Below are 16,448 nucleotides of genomic sequence, written 5' to 3' on the forward strand. Positions count from 1 at the left end.
CCGTTGCCCGAACCCTGAAGAAACCCGGCCATCCGCGATGCCAGGGTGGATGCAGGTCGCCCGCGGTCAGTTGATGGTGGTGCCTGCCCTGGTTCGCATCACCTGGGGAGGGTCGGGCGGCATGGTAACGGGCAACGTGACGCCGACTTGTAGCTCGGTAGCGAGTACAGCGGGTTGACCACACCTGGGAACAGTGGACGGAACTCCAGGGCCGATCACATGCGCCGGATCAGTTCCAACGGCAGCAATGGACTCTCGAGCAACATGCTGCGGGACAGCAAGTGGCAGGTTCGGCTGAGCCGGGCGATCTGCCCCCGGACAGGCAAGGTCGGCCCTTTGCAGACGTTGGCGCGACGATCTGATGCTACGTCGCGGCTTCACCACTGCGGACATTCGGGGTGCCTGCAGCAATCTTCCTGTCCGAGCTTGAAGCAGGCTTCGCGCGGATTGCGGGTTGGCGTCGCGCAGAGTAAAAAATTCCGAGCAACACCGGGAGGTATTTATGGACCAGTCCGATCAGGAACTCGAGCGTCTCAGCGCGCTGTTGCATGCGCTGCCCATCGAGAACATGCCCATGACGCTCAGTGAACTTGATGGCTATGTAGTCGGTGTTCTTGCCTGCCCGGATATGATCCCGCCCTCGGAATGGATGTCCCATGTCTGGGGAGAGACAGGTGAGGCAAATTTTCCCGATCAGAAAACCGCCGAAGCCACGGTCGGTGCGGTCATGGCTCACTACAACTCGGTTGCGGAGGCGATGACCCGCTCACCTTGGATCGAACCCATCTACGAGGTTGACCCCAACAGTGATGAGGTGATGTGGGAGCCTTGGATCGATGGCTTCACTCGCGCTATGGGGCTAAGACCGGATGCTTGGGATCGACTGCTCGCTCAGGCCGACGAAGAGACGCGGACGACGATGATCTTCTTGATGGCGCTTCAGGAAATATACACTGGCCACAGCAAGTTCACGGATGAGGAGATCGACGAAATCGACCTTGAAGCACCCAATCTGATCCCGAACTGCGTTGCGACGATACTCTATCAGTCTCGTCCCGAGCTTTCCCGCATGGAGCCCGCAAATCGTTCCGAGATGCCGTTCAACGCCGGTCCCCGGCCCGGGCGGAACGACCCATGCTCCTGTGGGTCGGGCCGCAAATACAAGCAATGTTGCGGTCGGAACTGACCGATCGCCCAAGTCTCTCACGGCCCTTACCGGTCATTCGAGTTCGTTATGATCGATGTCCGCAACGCGCGCCCATTTTTGTCGTTCGGGGATGCTGAAGCTGACATCGAAAGCTGTCGGCAACCTGAAGGGCAAGCAGCTCCCCACCGTCCCAATGATCAACGATCTCGGCCAAGTGACCAATCTCAAACTGCTGAGGAAGGTCACAACGGGCTCTTGGTAGTGGTCGATGATGATGGGTCGGGAAACGGCCCGCTCCGACCGTCCCATTACCCGGCCCCCGATTAATACAGAGGATAGGTGGGCGCTTGTGTGTGAGCTGCCAACAGCCATTAAGGGTAGAGCGGAGCGCCGTCCTTAGTATACCTCACGGCTGCGCTTGGCGTCCAGCTCTTTGCCGAGGTCGAATTTGTCGCCCCAGGCTGTGAACCAGTGGTCGTTGGTCGCCTGAACGGCGGTCAGACCGGCGGCATCCAGCCCGAAGATCGTGCCGATGGCATCTTTGGTAGGGCTGCTGATGTAGGGGCAAATGATGAGATCGAGTAGCATGATCAGGGTCTCGGCGTCTTCTGGGCAATGCACTTTCATATATTGGAGCTTGGCTAGGATCTCCGCTTCGATGAAGGCTTTAAGCTTCGCGTACCTGACCTTGTGCTTGATATAGGAAAGCAGAATCGTGATCGAGAAATGATTCATGAATCCGGATGGCCGGATGTAGTTGCCGGTTCCCTTCTCTTCCTCGATAAGGAAATGCCGCAGCAGCACGGAGACAGGTAGCCAATACTCCCGCCCGATCTGCGAAAGCGATATCAGCAGGTAGAGGCTTTCCACCTCGCGATGCTGGCTCATCGTGTTTTTCTCGAGCTGGTGCATCACGTTGTCGTGGACGTACTTAAAAAGCAGGTGTTTCTGCTCGTAGGGCAACCCCTGTGCATGGACGAAGTCCACAGAGGTTGCGATCATCCGACAGATGCGAATAGTGTGATTGACCTTCGGGCTCGCGGAATAGGCGAAGAAGGCAAATTCCATGATTGCCAGCAAAGCATTTGCCAGACGCTTGCGGTCCCGATCCGTTTTGTCGCTCTCAACGTAGGCCTTGAAGAGCTTCTCGATTTTGTTTTCGATGATCGCGAACGTGTAATTCAGCAGCTCGCCGTAGGTCACGCCGGCTTCCTTGATCGCGGCCTTGTAGCGGATGGTCAACCGGTTCGCATTGATGCTGCAGACCAGCTTTTTCCCGGGCGGTTTGGCGGAATCGGCCAGCCGCTCTTCCTCACAGGCCGGGTTGATTTCTTCGTTGAGAAGCGCAGAAATTCTCTCCTTGGCGATCGTGATTTCGGTGATGATGGGCTTCTTGTAATGCTTGATTTTCGCGGTGTTGATGCTGAGCTTCTTACCCTTGAGTATCTCCTGAACCGTCTCGAAAACCTTGAGCTGCGTGGACTCGTCGTTGTAGAAAATGAAGAAGTCGTCGACGTACCGGAAAATCTCGTAATCCACCTTGTGGCGGAGGTTGGCCTTTGCCAACTGCCGCAGCAGCTCGGCATCGACCGATTGTAAGATGATCTCGGCAAAAATCCGCGAAAACTCGGGGCCGATGACGATGCCGTTGGTCTCTTTGTGATTCAGATCCTGCATGACGGCGTCAAAGCGCCCTCCAAAGGTGCGCTTTGACGCATCCAGCTTAAATTTTGTTTGATCCTTACCCAGCACTGCCCAAGGCAGTGAGTGCGTATAGATGCTGTCAAAGCACTTGCTGACATCGATCTGCACCATCGCATCGTATTTTTTCTCGCTGCGGTGGTATTGGTAGGATTCGAAGAAGCGATGGATGTTCCGGTATTTCTGATAAACGAAATAGGAGCCGAGTTGCTCGTACTCGCGATCCTCCTCTTCCAGCCCCGCCACGGAATCCAGCCGCTCTTCATGCAGCTTGTCCTTGAAATAGGCATAGCGTGACACTGACACCGGGCGGCGGATCGAAAATTCGCTTACCGATGTGTAGTAGATAATCAGCGCGCTATGGTTCGCGTAGAAGCTTGCTACCGCCACCTGATTTCGCGGATGGACGACGCTCAAGGTACGACCGTCCAAATTATGTGCAACCCGGAAGTTAAACGGGATCGTCGCCATTTTGCACTTGTTGTAGGGCACCGATCGTCTGACCTTCTCCTTACCCCATTCGGTTACGACTTCAACAGTGATGGGCGTTCCGGCCTTAATGCCAAACAGAAGTTGCATCGTGCGGTCGAGCGCGTCCGTCTTGCAAACCCAGCACAATTGGTCTTTTTCAATCTCGACGCTGTTATCGCGCAGGAAGCGATAATAGCCCCGGTTGGAAAACGTCGGGGGCACCTCGAACGGCAGCATATCCGTGAGGATCGAGCGTTGTTTACGGTGCGTTAGGGAGACGCGGCGCTTAGGCATGCTTCCAAGCCCTCACGATTGTCTGCAATTCCCGCGCGCTGAAATGATGATACCGACGCTGCTCGAATCCAGTGGTAAATTTGAGCTTCTTCAACTTCTTTTGGAGGCTACTACTATGCAGGGTCGCGATGAGCGCCTTCAGTTCCAGGTCAAGCTGATCGAAGCTGGTCATATCAGTTGCAATCGAGTTGTTGTAATATATGCCAGTAGCAGCCTGCGACTTGCTGTTTGACAGCCGCGTGTTGCCGGTCAGGAATTTGATGCGCCAGATAAGCTCTCGGTAGGCGCGCCTCGTGCGCAGCGAGCGCTCCAGCCAATACTCCTCAAACGCCGCTTTCATGCGCTCGCGATATTTGTCCACCTTTGCAGTGCTGGGACCGATCTCGCACTTTCCGGCGGCAATGGTGAATTTGTAGCCGAGGTACTCGAAGACCTGTGGGTGCGGGCCCAGGCAGGCGAATTCACTTGTCTTCGCCGCATTGTGCGTCAGCGCGTACTGGCCGAAGATGTCGATGATCCGATCCTTATAGGAACCGAGGCTGTTGCCTGCTGGGGGCCGCGCGAAAACAGCCACGATATCATCAACGAAGCGGCAATAGAGAACCAAGCCGGGGATCGCCCGGATGGCGTTATCTACGGGGCGCAGGTAAAATTCGGCGAGGTAGGCACTGATGCCGACCCCGCGTGGCACGCCGGCGGCGGTGCCGGACTTTACGCCATACGAAATCAGGACCTGCTTAATGTACTTCTTCGACGCCGGGCTTAGCAGCTGGTCGCTGTCGAGCTTTTCGAGCAGTCTTTTCCTGTCGATACTCTCGTAGAATGAAGAAATATCGGTTCGGACCAACTCAAAGGGAAAAGTACCGCTCAGCATATCGCGAACCTGACAGACAAGGTCATGCCGGTTCGCTTGCTTCACGCCGTAGATACGGTTGATGTTGCGCTGGAGCTGCTTAATGACGAAGAAAGATTCAGGTTCGGCGTCGATGCAGAAAACCGGCTTCCCGTTCGGGCCATCCTTTTTGGACAGATCGATTTTAAAGGTGGGTTTGAGTACCTTCTGGCTGATTTCGTCCATCAGCGCATCGACGGCGGTTGATTTTTCCGCTTTCGCGTCTGCCAGCTTCTTTTTCAGGTCGAGTAAGGTTGCCTCGAACACATCTGCCGTCATGCTCGCCTGATTGGCGCGGTGGTCGCGGATATCCTGCACCTTGTCGCGGACAGCGAGGGTGAGCGGTTCGAGCGAAGGGAAGTAACGGCTCGCCAGGTCGAAACCCTTGCGGTTCTCGGCGTCATAGATGCGACGGAAGTTCTCCGCTGTAAACATTTGATCGAGCATTGTTACAGTGACATCCTGGGGTTCGGCTCCGCTAGTGTTCGTGAAGGTGGTTATCCCACAGTTGCGGGTTTCGGGAAGCGGATTCAAGACCGCGATGGTCGGGCTCTTTGGCTCCTGCTGACATCTGCTGCGGCGCAAACGAACGGCAGCTTGATCCATTTTTGCATTCAGAACCGGAAGTGCAGGGAACGGCCGCATTCCGGTCATTCGCGTAAGGCACCGCAAACGACCGCTTTCCGCCCCTCGGGGCGGAATCGACTGTAATCTCGGCGCGGTTCGCCCGAACGGCTGCTCCTATGCCGCGATCGCCCTACGGCGCTGCCGCACGTCCGCTTTCCGCCCCGTTGCAGGCACCAGCGCGGGGTGACCGCTGCGTAACGCATGGGTGTCTGCTTTCTTAAGTTCGCCGCACCTGCGACGCCGCACTGCTGTCAGACCGCTTTCCGCCCAGTGCGGCGATCCACCTTCACAACAGCGGAGCACTTACCTTCCTTCGCCTGGGTCCGTATCCTGCACGGGGACGATGAGCCTGGATGGACGACAATGGATGATCACGGATATCGCCCCGGCCTCGCGGGCACTGCGCCCCGCACAGCTGCATCCTGACCTTTGTCCGGGAGGATTCCGATGACCTGGCTTGCCCCTGTTGACGCCTATTGCGAACGGACCCGTCCCGAATACTGGTCCGAGCCGATCAATGCGGTGACAAACCTGGCCTTCCTGATCGCCGCCCTGGTCCTGTGGCCGCGGCTGAGGGGGCCGGAGATGGCGATGGGCCGGGTGCTGGCGGCGGCGCTGTTCGTGATCGGCATCGGCTCCTGGCTGTTCCACACCCACGCGAACCGGTTGACCGGGCTGATGGATGTGCTGCCCATCGTCGCCTTCATCCTGCTCTATGTCTTCGCCGCCACCCGCGACTATTTCGGAGCGCGCCCGTGCCTCGCCGCCCTGGTGACGGCGGGCTTCATCCCCTATGCCGCCGCGACGGTGCCTCTGTTCTCGACGATCCCCGGCCTCCGCTCCTCGGCAAGCTATGCGCCGGTGCCGCTTCTGATCCTGATCTATGCGGCTCTGCTGCGCAAACGCCTGCCCGAGACGGCGCGCGGCCTCGCCATCGGCGCCGGGATCCTGATCGTCTCGCTGATCTTCCGCACGCTGGATCAGCCTCTCTGCGATGCCCTGCCCTTCGGCACGCATTTCCTGTGGCATGTCCTCAATGCGCTGATGCTGGGCTGGATGATCGAGGTCTGGCGCCGGCATCGGTCGCGCTGATCCCGGATTCCGGCAAGTCATTGCGCGACGCCGGAACCCGCTGCCTTACGCCACCCTGCCCTGCCGCATCCCGGCCCATGCCATTCACCACCGATTATTCCACAGCGATTTCCATTGCTTATGGCTCTGTTGCACAAATCGCGTGAGGGATTCATCTCGCGAATCCAGGGTGGTAGCTGGGATGCATGAGCAGACCCATACCCCCGACCTACAAGACCAGGAACTGGCCAGCCTACAATGAAGCACTCAAGCGCCGGGGCTCGCTGACGATCTGGTTTGACCCCGAGATGAGCTGGGATGCCGCGCCGACAGGCAGGCGTGGCCGCCAGCAGACCTACAGCGATGCCGCTATCCAGACGTGCCTCTCGATGAAAGTGCTGTTCGGCATGGCGCTCCGGCAGACGACCGGGTTCGTCGAGAGCCTGCTACGGCTGGTCGGCCTGAACTGGACGGTGCCCGACTTCAGCACGCTATCTCGCCGCCAGAAGACCTTGGCCGTGAACATCCCCTACCGCGGCTCCAAGGGGCCGTTGCACCTGCTGGTCGACAGCACCGGGATCAAGGTCGAAGGTGAAGGCGAGTGGCACGCACGCAAGCATGGCGGCCCGAAACGGCGCGTCTGGCGCAAGCTCCACCTTGGGATCGATGAAGAAACGTTGGAGATCCGGGCCGTCGAAGTCACCGGGAGCCACATCGGTGATGCGCCCATCCTACCCCACCTTCTCGACCAAATCCCGCAGGACCAGGAAATCGGTAGCGTTACGGCTGATGGCGCCTACGACACGCGCAAATGCCACGATGCGATTGCAGATCGCGGTGCCCATGCCGTCATCCCGCCCCGCAAGAACGCGAAGCCCTGGAAGACGATCACCGCCGGAGCCGTAGCCCGAAATGAGGCCCTGCGCGCGGCGAAATACCTGGGCCGCGCGCTCTGGCGACGATGGAGTGGATACCACCGCCGAAGCCGCGTCGAGACAAAGATGCATTGTATCAAGTTGCTGGGCCAGCGGCTCATGGCACGGGACTTCGACCGACAGGTCGCCGAACTCCAGGTCCGCATCGCCGTCCTGAACGGCTACACCGCGCTCGGAATACCCGTCACGGAAGCTGTGGGATAAGTCCGTCCGGGGAAAGGGGAACCTCGGCCTTAAGCCGATTTGTGCAACAGAGCCAACTGGAAGGCCAAGTTCGGCGGCATGACGGTGTCGGAGGCGAAGCGGCTGAAGGGGCTCGAGGATGAGAACGCCAAGCTGAAGAAGCTGCTGGCCGAGCAGATGCTGGATCTGGTGGCGATGAAGGACCTGGTTGCAAAAAAGTGGTAGGGCCCGCCGTGAAGCGTGAAGCCGTTGCGTATCTTCGGGCCGAGCATGGCCTCTCGGAACGGCGGGCCTGTCACATCGTCGGCGCGGATCGAATGATGATCCGCTATCGATCCCGACGCGCGCCGGATACGGCGTTACGCGGTCGGTTGCGGGACTTGGCCAACGAGCGCCGGCGGTTCGGTTACCGGCGCTTGTTCGTATTGCTGCGCCGCGAGGGCGAGCCCTCGGGGATCAATCGGATCTATCGGCTCTACCGCGAAGAAGGGCTGACGGTGCGCAAGCGGAAGGCGCGGCGCAAGGCGGTCGGAACACGGGCCCCTATCCTGGTCGAGGCGCGGCCCAATGCACGCTGGTCGCTGGATTTCGTCCATGACCAGTTCGATTGCGGGCGAAGATTCCGGGTGCTGAACATCGTCGATGACGTGACCCGGGAATGTTTGGCGGCGATCCCGGACACCTCAATCTCGGGGCGGCGCGTGGCGCGAGAACTGGCCGCCCTGATCGAACGCCGCGGAAAGCCCGGGATGATCGTCTCTGACAACGGCACCGAACTGACCAGTAACGCGATCTTAACCTTTGCCGCCGATCGCGACATTGAGTGGCATTACATCGCCCCGGGCAAGCCGATGCAGAACGGATTTGTGGAAAGTTTCAACGGGCGGATGCGGGACGAGCTGCTCAACGAGACCATGTTCCGCAACCTGGCCCATGCCCGTATCGTGATCGCCGCCTGGGCTGCCGACTACAACACCGAACGCCCGCACTCGGCCTTGGACTACCAGGCCCCGGCTGACTACGCGCGGACCCTGACCGCCGCAATCGCCCGCCCCGCTGCGCGAGATGAAAGCTCCGCGCGTTGGGCGATTGCTCAACCTGCGCCAATTGGCGTAAACACTAACCGGGCTCCGGTCGCGGCTGGATGAAAGTTCAGGGGCAGGTCACCCCGCCCCCGTAGACCAAAGCCTACGGCAAGGTCGCGACTGACGCCCATGCCCGATCAAATGAGGCACCGAGGCCGCGCTTGCCCCATTCGGACTGCTGAGGTCACGCAAAGGCGGCAAGGGTCCGTTTCAGCAGATCCGCGGCAGCTGTTCGCCCACAAGGCGGTCGACGATGCGGCGCCCGCCGAAGGAGGTCACCATCTGCACACGGGCCGTATGGGCGCCTCCCTCGGATGCGGCCACAGCGCGGCCGATGATTGCGGCGCCCTGCCCTTCGGGGCGGGAACGCATCGCGGTTAGCGCGGCCTCAGCCTCGGCCTCGGGCACGAACAGGACCATGGTTCCCTCATTGGCCAGATAGAGCGGATCAAGGCCAAGAATCTCGCAGACCCCGCGCACCTCGGGGCGCAGGGGCAGCGCATCTTCCCTGATCTCGATGCCGCATCCTGCCGCCAGCGCCATTTCATTCAGCGCCGCGGCAAGCCCTCCGCGGGTCGCATCGCGGGCGGCGCGGGTGCCGGGGGCGGCGGCCAGCACCGCCTCCATCAGATGCCCAAGCCCCTGACAGTCCGAGACCAGATCCGTCGACAGCGCCAGATCGCCGCGCGCCGCCAGAATGGCCGCGCCGTGATCGCCCAGCACGCCATTGACCAGCACGACATCGCCCGGCCTGATCCGCGCCGCAGCCAGATCGCGCCCCGCCGGGATCACGCCAACGCCCGAGGTGGTGACGAACAGCCCGTCCGCCGATCCGCGCCCGACGACCTTGGTGTCGCCGGTCACGATCCGCACCCCCGCCAGCACCGCCTCGCGCGCCATCGAGGCGACCACGCGCTGCAACAGCGCGATCTCGCAGCCTTCCTCGATAATGAACGCCGCCGACAGCCACAGCGGCCGCGCCCCGCCGACGGCCAGATCGTTCACCGTGCCGCAGACCGCCAGCTTGCCGATATCCCCGCCGGGAAATTCCAGCGGCGTGACCACGAAACTGTCGGTGGTCAAGGCCAGCCGCGCACCGGGTTCACACAGCGCATCCGCCGTCAGCCGCGCCTGATCCTCGCCCGATCCGGGGCCGAAGGCGGGAAAAAAGACGGTTTCGATCAGATCGGCCATCGCCTTGCCGCCACCGCCATGCGACAGGGTCACATGGCTGTCGCGCAGCGCTCCGAAAGCAATTGCGTTCATGGTCTGGCCCGCCTCCTATTCCGCTGCGACCCGTGCGCCGCCATATTGCCAATAGGCCGCGCAAGCCCCTTCCGAGCTGACCATCAGCGCCCCCAGCGGCATGTCCGGTGTGCAGCCCTTGCCAAAATGCGGGCAGGCCGTCGGTTTGAGCCGCCCCGCCATGACCGCACCACAGGCGCAGCCCTCGGGTTCCGGCGCCGGGTTGCGCGCCACCGCATAGCCGATGCCGAATTTTTCCTCGGCGTCGAAGGCTGCGTATTTCGGGCGGATGCGCAATCCGCTGGCGTCGATCTCGCCGAGGCCACGCCATTCAAAGCTGGGGCGCCGTTCATAGACATCGGCAATGGCGGCCAGACTGACCGGATTGCCCTCATCGGGGACCACGCGGGCATATTGGTTTTCGACCTCGGCGCGCCCTTCGGCAATCTGGTCCAGCACCATCAGCACCGATTGCAGAAGATCGGTCGGCTCGAACCCTGCGACGACAAGCGGTTTCTGGAAATCCCGGGCAATGAAATCATAGGGATGCACCCCGATGACCATCGAGACATGACCCGGCCCGATGAACCCGTCCAGCACCATATGCGGATCCTTCAGCAGGGCGTGGATGGGTTCGGGCACGGTGATATGGTTGCAGAAGACGCTGAAATTGCCCAACCCTTCCCGCGCGGCCTGCTGGATGGCCAGCGCAGTCGAAGGAGTCGTCGTCTCGAAGCCCAGACCAAAGAACACCACGTCGCGTTCGGGGTATTTCCGGGCCAGAGCCAGGGCATCCAGCGGCGAATAGACCATGCGGATATCCGCCCCCGCCGCCCGCGCCTGCAACAGCGATTGCGACCGGCCCGGCACCCGCATCGCATCGCCAAAGGTGGTGAAGATGACGACCGGACGCCTGGCGATCTGGATGGATTCGTCGATCCGCGCACGCGGCAGAACGCAGACCGGACAACCGGGGCCGTGGATGAATTCCACGCCCTCATGCACCAGCTTGTCCAGACCATAGCGAAAGATCGAATGGGTGTGGCCGCCGCAGATCTCCATGATATGCACCGGCTTTTCGCGGCTGGCGCCGATCTGGTCGGCGCGGCATGCAATCGCGGCCAGCAACGCGCGCGCTGCCTTGGGATCGCGGAATTCCGAGGCAAATTTCATCGTGCCATCTCCCGGTCGGCTTCGGCCATCTGTTCAAGCGCCTCTTGCGCCTCGCCCAGTTCATGCAACGCGGCCAGCGTGCGCGCCGCCTCGTCCTCGTCGATCAGGCTCATGGCGAAACCGACATGGATCAGCACCCATCGGCCGATCAACCCCTCAGGCAGCCCTTCGGCCACGCAGGCGATATTGACCTCGCGGCGCACACCCGAGATCTCGGCCACGGCCATCATCCTCGCAGGATCGGTCATGGCTGTGATGCGGCCCGGGATTCCCAGACACATGGCTATTCCTCCTCTTCCGGGGTGGCATGACGCTCGGCCGGATCCTTGACGCCATAGCGGTCCAGCTTGGCGCGCAGGCCCACCCGCGACACACCCAGTTCGGCCGCCGCGCGGCTTTTGTTCCAGCGGTGGCGGGTCAGCGTCTCGCGCAGGATGCGCATTTCGATCAGTTCGACCCGCTCTTTCAGGCTGCCGTCTCCGACAAGCACCGCTTGGGTCAGGCGGCCGGCGCCGTCTTCACCCGGCGGCCCCTGAAGGATCCGGCGAGAGATCAAATCGGCACCCAGAACGCTGTCTTGCGCAAGGATCAGCATCCGGGTGATCTCATTCGACAACTCGCGCAAATTGCCAAGCCAGTCATAGTTCTCCAGAAACTCCAGCGCGCGTCCGTCAAAACCATGCACCGGCTTGCCGTGGCGGGCAGCCAGTTCGGCCAGAATGTGCTGGGCCAGCATGGCGATATCGCTGCGTCGCGCGCGCAGGGGCGGCACCGCAATCTCGGCCACCGCCAAAGCGTAATAGAGGTCGGGACGGAATCGCCCTTCGGCCACCAGCGCCGCCAAATCCGTGCCGGCCCCGGCGATCAGGCGCAGGTTGCTGGTCAGCGTCTCTTGCCCGCCGACCGGCGTGAAGCCGCGCCCCGACAGGATCCGCAAAAGCACAAGCTGCAATTCGGGCGTGATGGTCTCGATCCCCGACAGATAAAGCGTCCCGCGATCCGCCTTTTGAATCAGGCCGATCCGGCTGGTTCCTCCAGCCACCGCCCCGCGCCGCGCGCCCAGCAGTTCGATCATGACCAGTTCATCGGGCATTCCGGTCAGATCCAGCGCGTAAAAGGGCCGGTCAGCCCTGAGTGAGGCCAGATGCATCGCCTGCGCAAGCTGTTCCTTGCCCGTGCCCTGCTCGCCCGTCAGCAGCACCGGGACATCGAAGGCCGCACATTGCCGAGCCGCGTCAACGGTGCCGTTCATCGGCGAGTTGGGCGCACGCAGCACGCTGTCGAAGCCCTGCTCCTGACGCAGCGCCCGCCGCCGCTTTTCCAGCCGGCTCTCGGAGGTCGAGGCAAGACGGCGCATTTCCAGCGCCAGACGTTCATTCTCGCGCGCGAGATGGAAAAGTTGCGCCGCATTGCGCACCGCCATCAGCAACTGGTCGGGATGCCATGGCTTGGCGATAAACTGATGGATGCCGGCGAGATTGATCGCATCGACGATGGCCGACGGATCGGTATAGCCAGTTATCAGAAGCCGCACCGTTTCCGGCCAGCGCTCGCGCAGCCCGGTCAGGAACTCCACCCCGGTCTGGCCGGGCATCCGCTGGTCGCAGACCACCACCTGCACCCATTCCTCTTCCATCAGCCGGGCGGCGGCGGCGGCGTCCGGGGCGGTCAGGATTTCGAACTCATCCTCAAGCGCCATGCGCATCGCCGAAAGCGAATGCGGCTCGTCATCCACCAGCAGGACAAAGGGGCGCGGCGTGGGCATGGCTCAGGCCTTTGTCGCCAGACCGGCGCGCAGCCAGTCGATCCAGGCCTGCATCCCCTCGCCGGTGCGGGCCGAAAGGCGCAGGATGTCTATGCCGGGGTTCACCCGCCGCAGATTGGCCTCATAGACCTCGGGATCGGCATCGCAATGGGGGGCAAGGTCGATCTTGTTCAGGATGGCAAGCCTTGCGGCCGTAAACATATCCGGGTATTTCAAGGGCTTGTCTTCACCCTCGGTCACCGACAGGATCGCGACCTTGGCATCCTCGCCCAGATCAAAAGCCGCGGGGCAGACCAGATTGCCGACATTTTCGATGAACAGCAGCGAGGCCGGTTCCAGCCGCAGCGCATCCATCGCACCGCCCACCATCTGCGCATCCAGATGGCAGCCCTTGCCGGTATTGACCTGCACCGCCCGCGCGCCGGTGGCGCGGATCCGGTCGGCATCGTTCTCGGTCTGCTGGTCGCCCTCGATCACCGCCAGCGGTTGGCCTTCCAGCATCGAGATGGTCCGGCACAGCAACGTGGTCTTGCCCGAACCGGGCGATGAGACAAGGTTGACCGCAAAGGCTCGCAGCGCCGAAAGCACCCGCCGGTTGCCCGCAGCCAACCCGTCATTGCGGGCCAGAAGCGAGGTCTCGACCTCGATCAGCCGCTGCTGGGTCAGGCCCGGCACCGACAGACCCGCCGCGCCCGCGCCGTAGTCGTGATGGTGACCATGGCCCGGCGCATGGTCGTGATGATGATGGTGGTGGTGATCGCCGGAACCATGGTCATGCGCGTGACCATTCGCGGCATGGCTGTGCCCGTGGCCATGGCTGTGATCCTGCGCGTGCTCATGGGCCAGGCCCAGCCGGTGTGCCTCGTCATGGCTGATCTCGCGCCCGTCCACCGTCACCGTGCTGCCGCAACCGCAAATCCCACACATCAGATCACCTCCATATCCCTGATCCGCATTTCGTCCCCCGTCTCGGGCATCAGCCTGCCACCGCCACAGAGGGGGCAGGGCGACAGGCGGTCGTCCAATTCCACCTGTTCGGCACAGTCGAAACACATTGCCCGGCCCGGCAGGTCGATCATTTCCAGGGCCGCGCCCTCGGCCGGGCTGCCGCGCATGACCACGTCAAAGGCAAAGCTCAGCGCGGCCTTTTCCACCCCGGCAAAGCGCCCGACTTCCAGCCGCATCCGGGTCACGCGGGAAAAACCGTGGCGGCGGGCCTGATCCTCGACAATGCCGCGGATCCCTTCGCAAAGCGACATCTCATGCATGGGGTCCGGCCTCCAGATGCAGAGGGATACAGGGATCAAGGATCATGGCAAGCAAAGGCGCCCGATCCGCCTTGTGCGGCGGAAGTGTCGCAAGGCTGGCCGCCAGCAGCCCGCCCGGCATCAGCAGGTGATCGGTGGGTGTGCGGCGCGAAAAGCGGGTCACGATGCCGCCGGCCGCGCGCAGTTCAAGCGCGCAGAGACCACGCGAACAGGGCACCAGCGCCGCCCCTTGTGCCATCCGGCGGGGCGGCGGGAAAGCCCCGCGCGACAGGGCGTCGAGATCGACCAGCCGGGCCAGCAGATGCACCAGAGGCCCGTGACCATATGCGCCCCGCACCGCCATCAGCAGCGGATGTCCGGCATGGCGTGTGGCAAGGCTGTTCTCGACAGGGCCGTGGCCGAACGGATCCGTCATCGCCGGCAGATCGCTGACCGCCTCGCCCGGCGCGAAATGCCCCTGAACCGCCGCGACAAGGCGCGCAAGCGGCGCGGGGCCCGCGCTCCATGCGGCCAGATCACCGGGTCCGGGCAGGCCATCCTGCCCGAAAAGCGCCACCCGCAGCGCGCGCCCCCCCGCCTGCCAGCCCTGCGGCAACGCCAGGGGCGCAAGCCCAAGCTGCGGCGGCAGATGCAGGCACAGCCTGGCCAGATGGTCGCGGATCATGTCGCGGCGCAGATCGTCCAGGGGCGGCAGCGGCAGCCCAAGCGCCAGCGCCATAGCCCATTCCTGCACGGACCGGCACAGGCCGAACAGGGCAGGTAGCATCTGCCTGACCTCATCCACCCTGCGCCCCGTCATCAGCGCATCCACCGCCAGCCCCGCCTGCGTCCCCTGCGCAAGGGCAAGCCCTCCGTCGCGGGGCAAAAGGCGAAAGCTGACGGCGGCAGAGATCATTCCACGCCCCCGGATATCTCCGGATCGTCGCCCTCTGCCGGAGCAGCGGCCAGCCCGCCGGTCAGCAGCGCCCGGCGCGTGGGGCGCGGATCGGGGATCGGTGCATCCGATGCCGGTCCGGCCTCGGATGCGGCCTCGGGCGGCGGCGCAAGCTCGGCCTCGCGGGCGGCGCGAATCTCGGCGGCGCGGTCGGTCCCGTCGCGGTTTTCGGGTTTGAACAGCTCGACCATCACCGCGCGCGCGACATCGACGGCCTGCAACTGGCTGGTGAAATCTGCCATCGGCGAGAACAGCGAACAGGCCTTGTAAGGGCCGGTCATCTCACGGCTGTTATGGATGAATTCATATTCGCCCGAGGGAAAGGCGACCACCTCTTTCTCGCCCGCCTTCAGGGCCGACCAGTCCTGATCCTCGCCCGGCAGCCAGATCAGGTTCATGAACCAGGGCGCGATCAGCACCCCCAGAAAGCCGCCCTGCCAGGGACGAAAGGCCAGCGCCTCGACATGCAGCGCCTGATTGATGATCGGCACGTCGCGCATCTTTGCCTTGAAGACCTCGCGGAAGTCGGCGACCAGCCGGGCGCAGCGCCGCTCGATCTCGGCCGCGATCCGCATCTCGTCAGAGCCGGGATCCTCGCGCACGATGAACTGTTCCTTCGGCGCGTCGCAGCCGGGACATTTCCAGTCGGCGGGCAAGGCCGCGAACGGCGTGCCGGGCAGAACCTGCCGGTATTCATCCCCCTCGGCCGGGTCATAGCTGGTCCAGCAGATCTTGCATTCCATGATCGCCTGCGGGCTGATCCGGTCATTGGCGCCCAGATAAGACCCCTCGAACCCGCCCCGTGCGGTCTCGACGCTCATCGGATCGCCCCCAGCACTTCACGAATGCGGCCCGCGCTGTCCGCCAGATCCTCGGCCGCGGCCAGCACCACCTCGGGCATGGCGGTCACCTCGAAGGTATCGAGGATCAGCACATCCATCGAGTTGAAGAACTGCACCCGCCACAGACGATCCTGCGCGGTCGCGGTGATGCGGCAATTGCCATAGCCGCGCGACAGGATGGTCACCGACCCCTCGCCCAGAGCCTGATCGAGCCAGAGCAGATCCTCTTCGGTATGCGGAAGCAGGGTCAGGTTCACCACATGCAGATCACCGGGGCTGCGCCATGACAGGGATTTGTCCATCAGTTCAGCCAGCAAGGCAGGGGCGTTCACCACCCCCGGCGCGCGCGGGGCCAGGGCCCCGATCGCCGGGCGCTGCGCATGGAACGCCCGCGTCAGGGCAAGCTGCGGCACGGGCGCGACCTCGACCCGGTCGATCCCCTCGGCCTTCAGCACCCAGACCCCGGCAAAGACGCTTTCCTGCACGGCCACCGCCGGCACGCCGCGCACGCGCAGCGACACCTCGCCCTGACCCAGCGTTTCCGCCATCAGCGCCCGGTTGGCCGCATCCAGCGCGGACAGATCGAACGACACCGGCGCCGCCCCCTGGGCCACACGATCGCAGGCCGCGGCGATTTCGGCCAGCATCGCCAGCGCGGGCGCCAGAGGCGCGACATTCCCGACCTCGGGCAGATGCATGTCATAGGTGCGCATCCCGGAGGGCAGCGGCAGCCACTCCAGCCCCTCGCCATCGTCGGGCTGCGATCCGGGGCCGAAACCAACAGGGGGCAGGTGAAAATTCTGGGCCATTGTCTT

The 16,448-nt window shown here is 62.9% G+C and carries 14 protein-coding genes and 1 pseudogene; 4 read left to right on the plus strand and 11 right to left on the minus strand.

Annotated elements, in window-relative coordinates:
- Positions 1-502 precede the first annotated feature (502 nt).
- Positions 503-1,186 carry a UPF0149 family protein gene (locus KF941_RS08135; protein ID WP_073061664.1) on the plus strand — a complete coding sequence of 228 codons (684 nt, stop codon included), beginning with the start codon at positions 503-505 and terminating at the stop codon, positions 1,184-1,186.
- 357 nt (positions 1,187-1,543) lie between these two features.
- Here KF941_RS08135 and drt3b read toward each other — a convergent pair whose 3' ends face one another.
- A complete protein-coding gene (gene drt3b, locus KF941_RS08140; protein WP_214273071.1) occupies positions 1,544-3,613 on the minus strand; it encodes an antiviral reverse transcriptase Drt3b in 2,070 nt (689 codons plus the stop codon).
- Positions 3,606-5,111 carry an antiviral reverse transcriptase Drt3a gene (gene drt3a / locus KF941_RS08145; protein ID WP_214273072.1) on the minus strand — a complete coding sequence of 502 codons (1,506 nt, stop codon included), beginning with the start codon at positions 5,109-5,111 and terminating at the stop codon, positions 3,606-3,608. Before drt3a ends, drt3b begins: the two co-directional genes overlap by 8 nt.
- Before the next feature lie 468 nt (positions 5,112-5,579).
- On the opposite strand from drt3a, the gene KF941_RS08150 reads away from it, so the two are divergent.
- From KF941_RS08150 to KF941_RS08160, 3 genes and pseudogenes are all read left to right on the plus strand, one after another.
- Positions 5,580-6,224, plus strand: coding sequence for a ceramidase domain-containing protein (locus KF941_RS08150; RefSeq protein WP_104494149.1), 645 nt, complete (start codon positions 5,580-5,582; stop codon positions 6,222-6,224).
- A 185-nt stretch (positions 6,225-6,409) separates the two neighbouring features.
- Positions 6,410-7,342, plus strand: coding sequence for an IS5 family transposase (locus tag KF941_RS08155; RefSeq protein WP_214273073.1), 933 nt, complete (start codon positions 6,410-6,412; stop codon positions 7,340-7,342).
- 54 nt (positions 7,343-7,396) lie between these two features.
- Positions 7,397-8,469 (plus strand): annotated as a pseudogene (locus KF941_RS08160) (IS3 family transposase); the annotation flags it as partial.
- 147 nt (positions 8,470-8,616) lie between these two features.
- Here the strand turns inward: KF941_RS08160 and hypE are convergent.
- Genes hypE through KF941_RS08205 form a run of 9 tightly spaced genes read right to left on the minus strand, consistent with a single transcriptional unit; the run spans position 8,617 to position 16,442 of the window.
- Positions 8,617-9,672: a hydrogenase expression/formation protein HypE gene (hypE, locus tag KF941_RS08165; RefSeq protein WP_104494082.1), complete on the minus strand. Its 1,056-nt coding sequence runs from the start codon at positions 9,670-9,672 to the stop codon at positions 8,617-8,619.
- A 15-nt stretch (positions 9,673-9,687) separates the two neighbouring features.
- Positions 9,688-10,824, minus strand: coding sequence for a hydrogenase formation protein HypD (gene hypD, locus KF941_RS08170; RefSeq protein ID WP_214273074.1), 1,137 nt, complete (start codon positions 10,822-10,824; stop codon positions 9,688-9,690).
- Positions 10,821-11,105, minus strand: coding sequence for a HypC/HybG/HupF family hydrogenase formation chaperone (gene hypC / locus KF941_RS08175; RefSeq protein WP_028714000.1), 285 nt, complete (start codon positions 11,103-11,105; stop codon positions 10,821-10,823). The genes hypD and hypC overlap by 4 nt, the downstream gene beginning before the upstream one ends.
- A gap of 2 nt (positions 11,106-11,107) precedes the next feature.
- Positions 11,108-12,589 carry a sigma-54 dependent transcriptional regulator gene (locus KF941_RS08180; protein WP_028714001.1) on the minus strand — a complete coding sequence of 494 codons (1,482 nt, stop codon included), beginning with the start codon at positions 12,587-12,589 and terminating at the stop codon, positions 11,108-11,110.
- A 3-nt stretch (positions 12,590-12,592) separates the two neighbouring features.
- On the minus strand, positions 12,593-13,516 hold the full coding sequence (gene hypB / locus KF941_RS08185; protein WP_028714002.1) for a hydrogenase nickel incorporation protein HypB: 924 nt from the start codon (positions 13,514-13,516) through the stop codon (positions 12,593-12,595).
- Positions 13,516-13,857 carry a hydrogenase maturation nickel metallochaperone HypA gene (gene hypA, locus KF941_RS08190; protein WP_104494084.1) on the minus strand — a complete coding sequence of 114 codons (342 nt, stop codon included), beginning with the start codon at positions 13,855-13,857 and terminating at the stop codon, positions 13,516-13,518. Before hypA ends, hypB begins: the two co-directional genes overlap by 1 nt.
- Positions 13,850-14,752, minus strand: a complete 903-nt coding sequence (locus tag KF941_RS08195) for a hydrogenase expression/formation protein HupK (RefSeq protein WP_214273075.1) — start codon at positions 14,750-14,752, stop codon at positions 13,850-13,852. The genes hypA and KF941_RS08195 overlap by 8 nt, the downstream gene beginning before the upstream one ends.
- Positions 14,749-15,612, minus strand: a complete 864-nt coding sequence (hybE, locus tag KF941_RS08200; RefSeq protein ID WP_214273076.1) for a [NiFe]-hydrogenase assembly chaperone HybE — start codon at positions 15,610-15,612, stop codon at positions 14,749-14,751. The genes KF941_RS08195 and hybE overlap by 4 nt, the downstream gene beginning before the upstream one ends.
- A complete protein-coding gene (locus tag KF941_RS08205) occupies positions 15,609-16,442 on the minus strand; it encodes a hydrogenase expression/formation protein (protein WP_028714006.1) in 834 nt (277 codons plus the stop codon). Before KF941_RS08205 ends, hybE begins: the two co-directional genes overlap by 4 nt.
- Positions 16,443-16,448 lie beyond the last annotated feature (6 nt).

Source organism: Paracoccus sp. pheM1, assembly GCF_018499825.1.
Taxonomy (GTDB): domain Bacteria; phylum Pseudomonadota; class Alphaproteobacteria; order Rhodobacterales; family Rhodobacteraceae; genus Paracoccus; species Paracoccus versutus.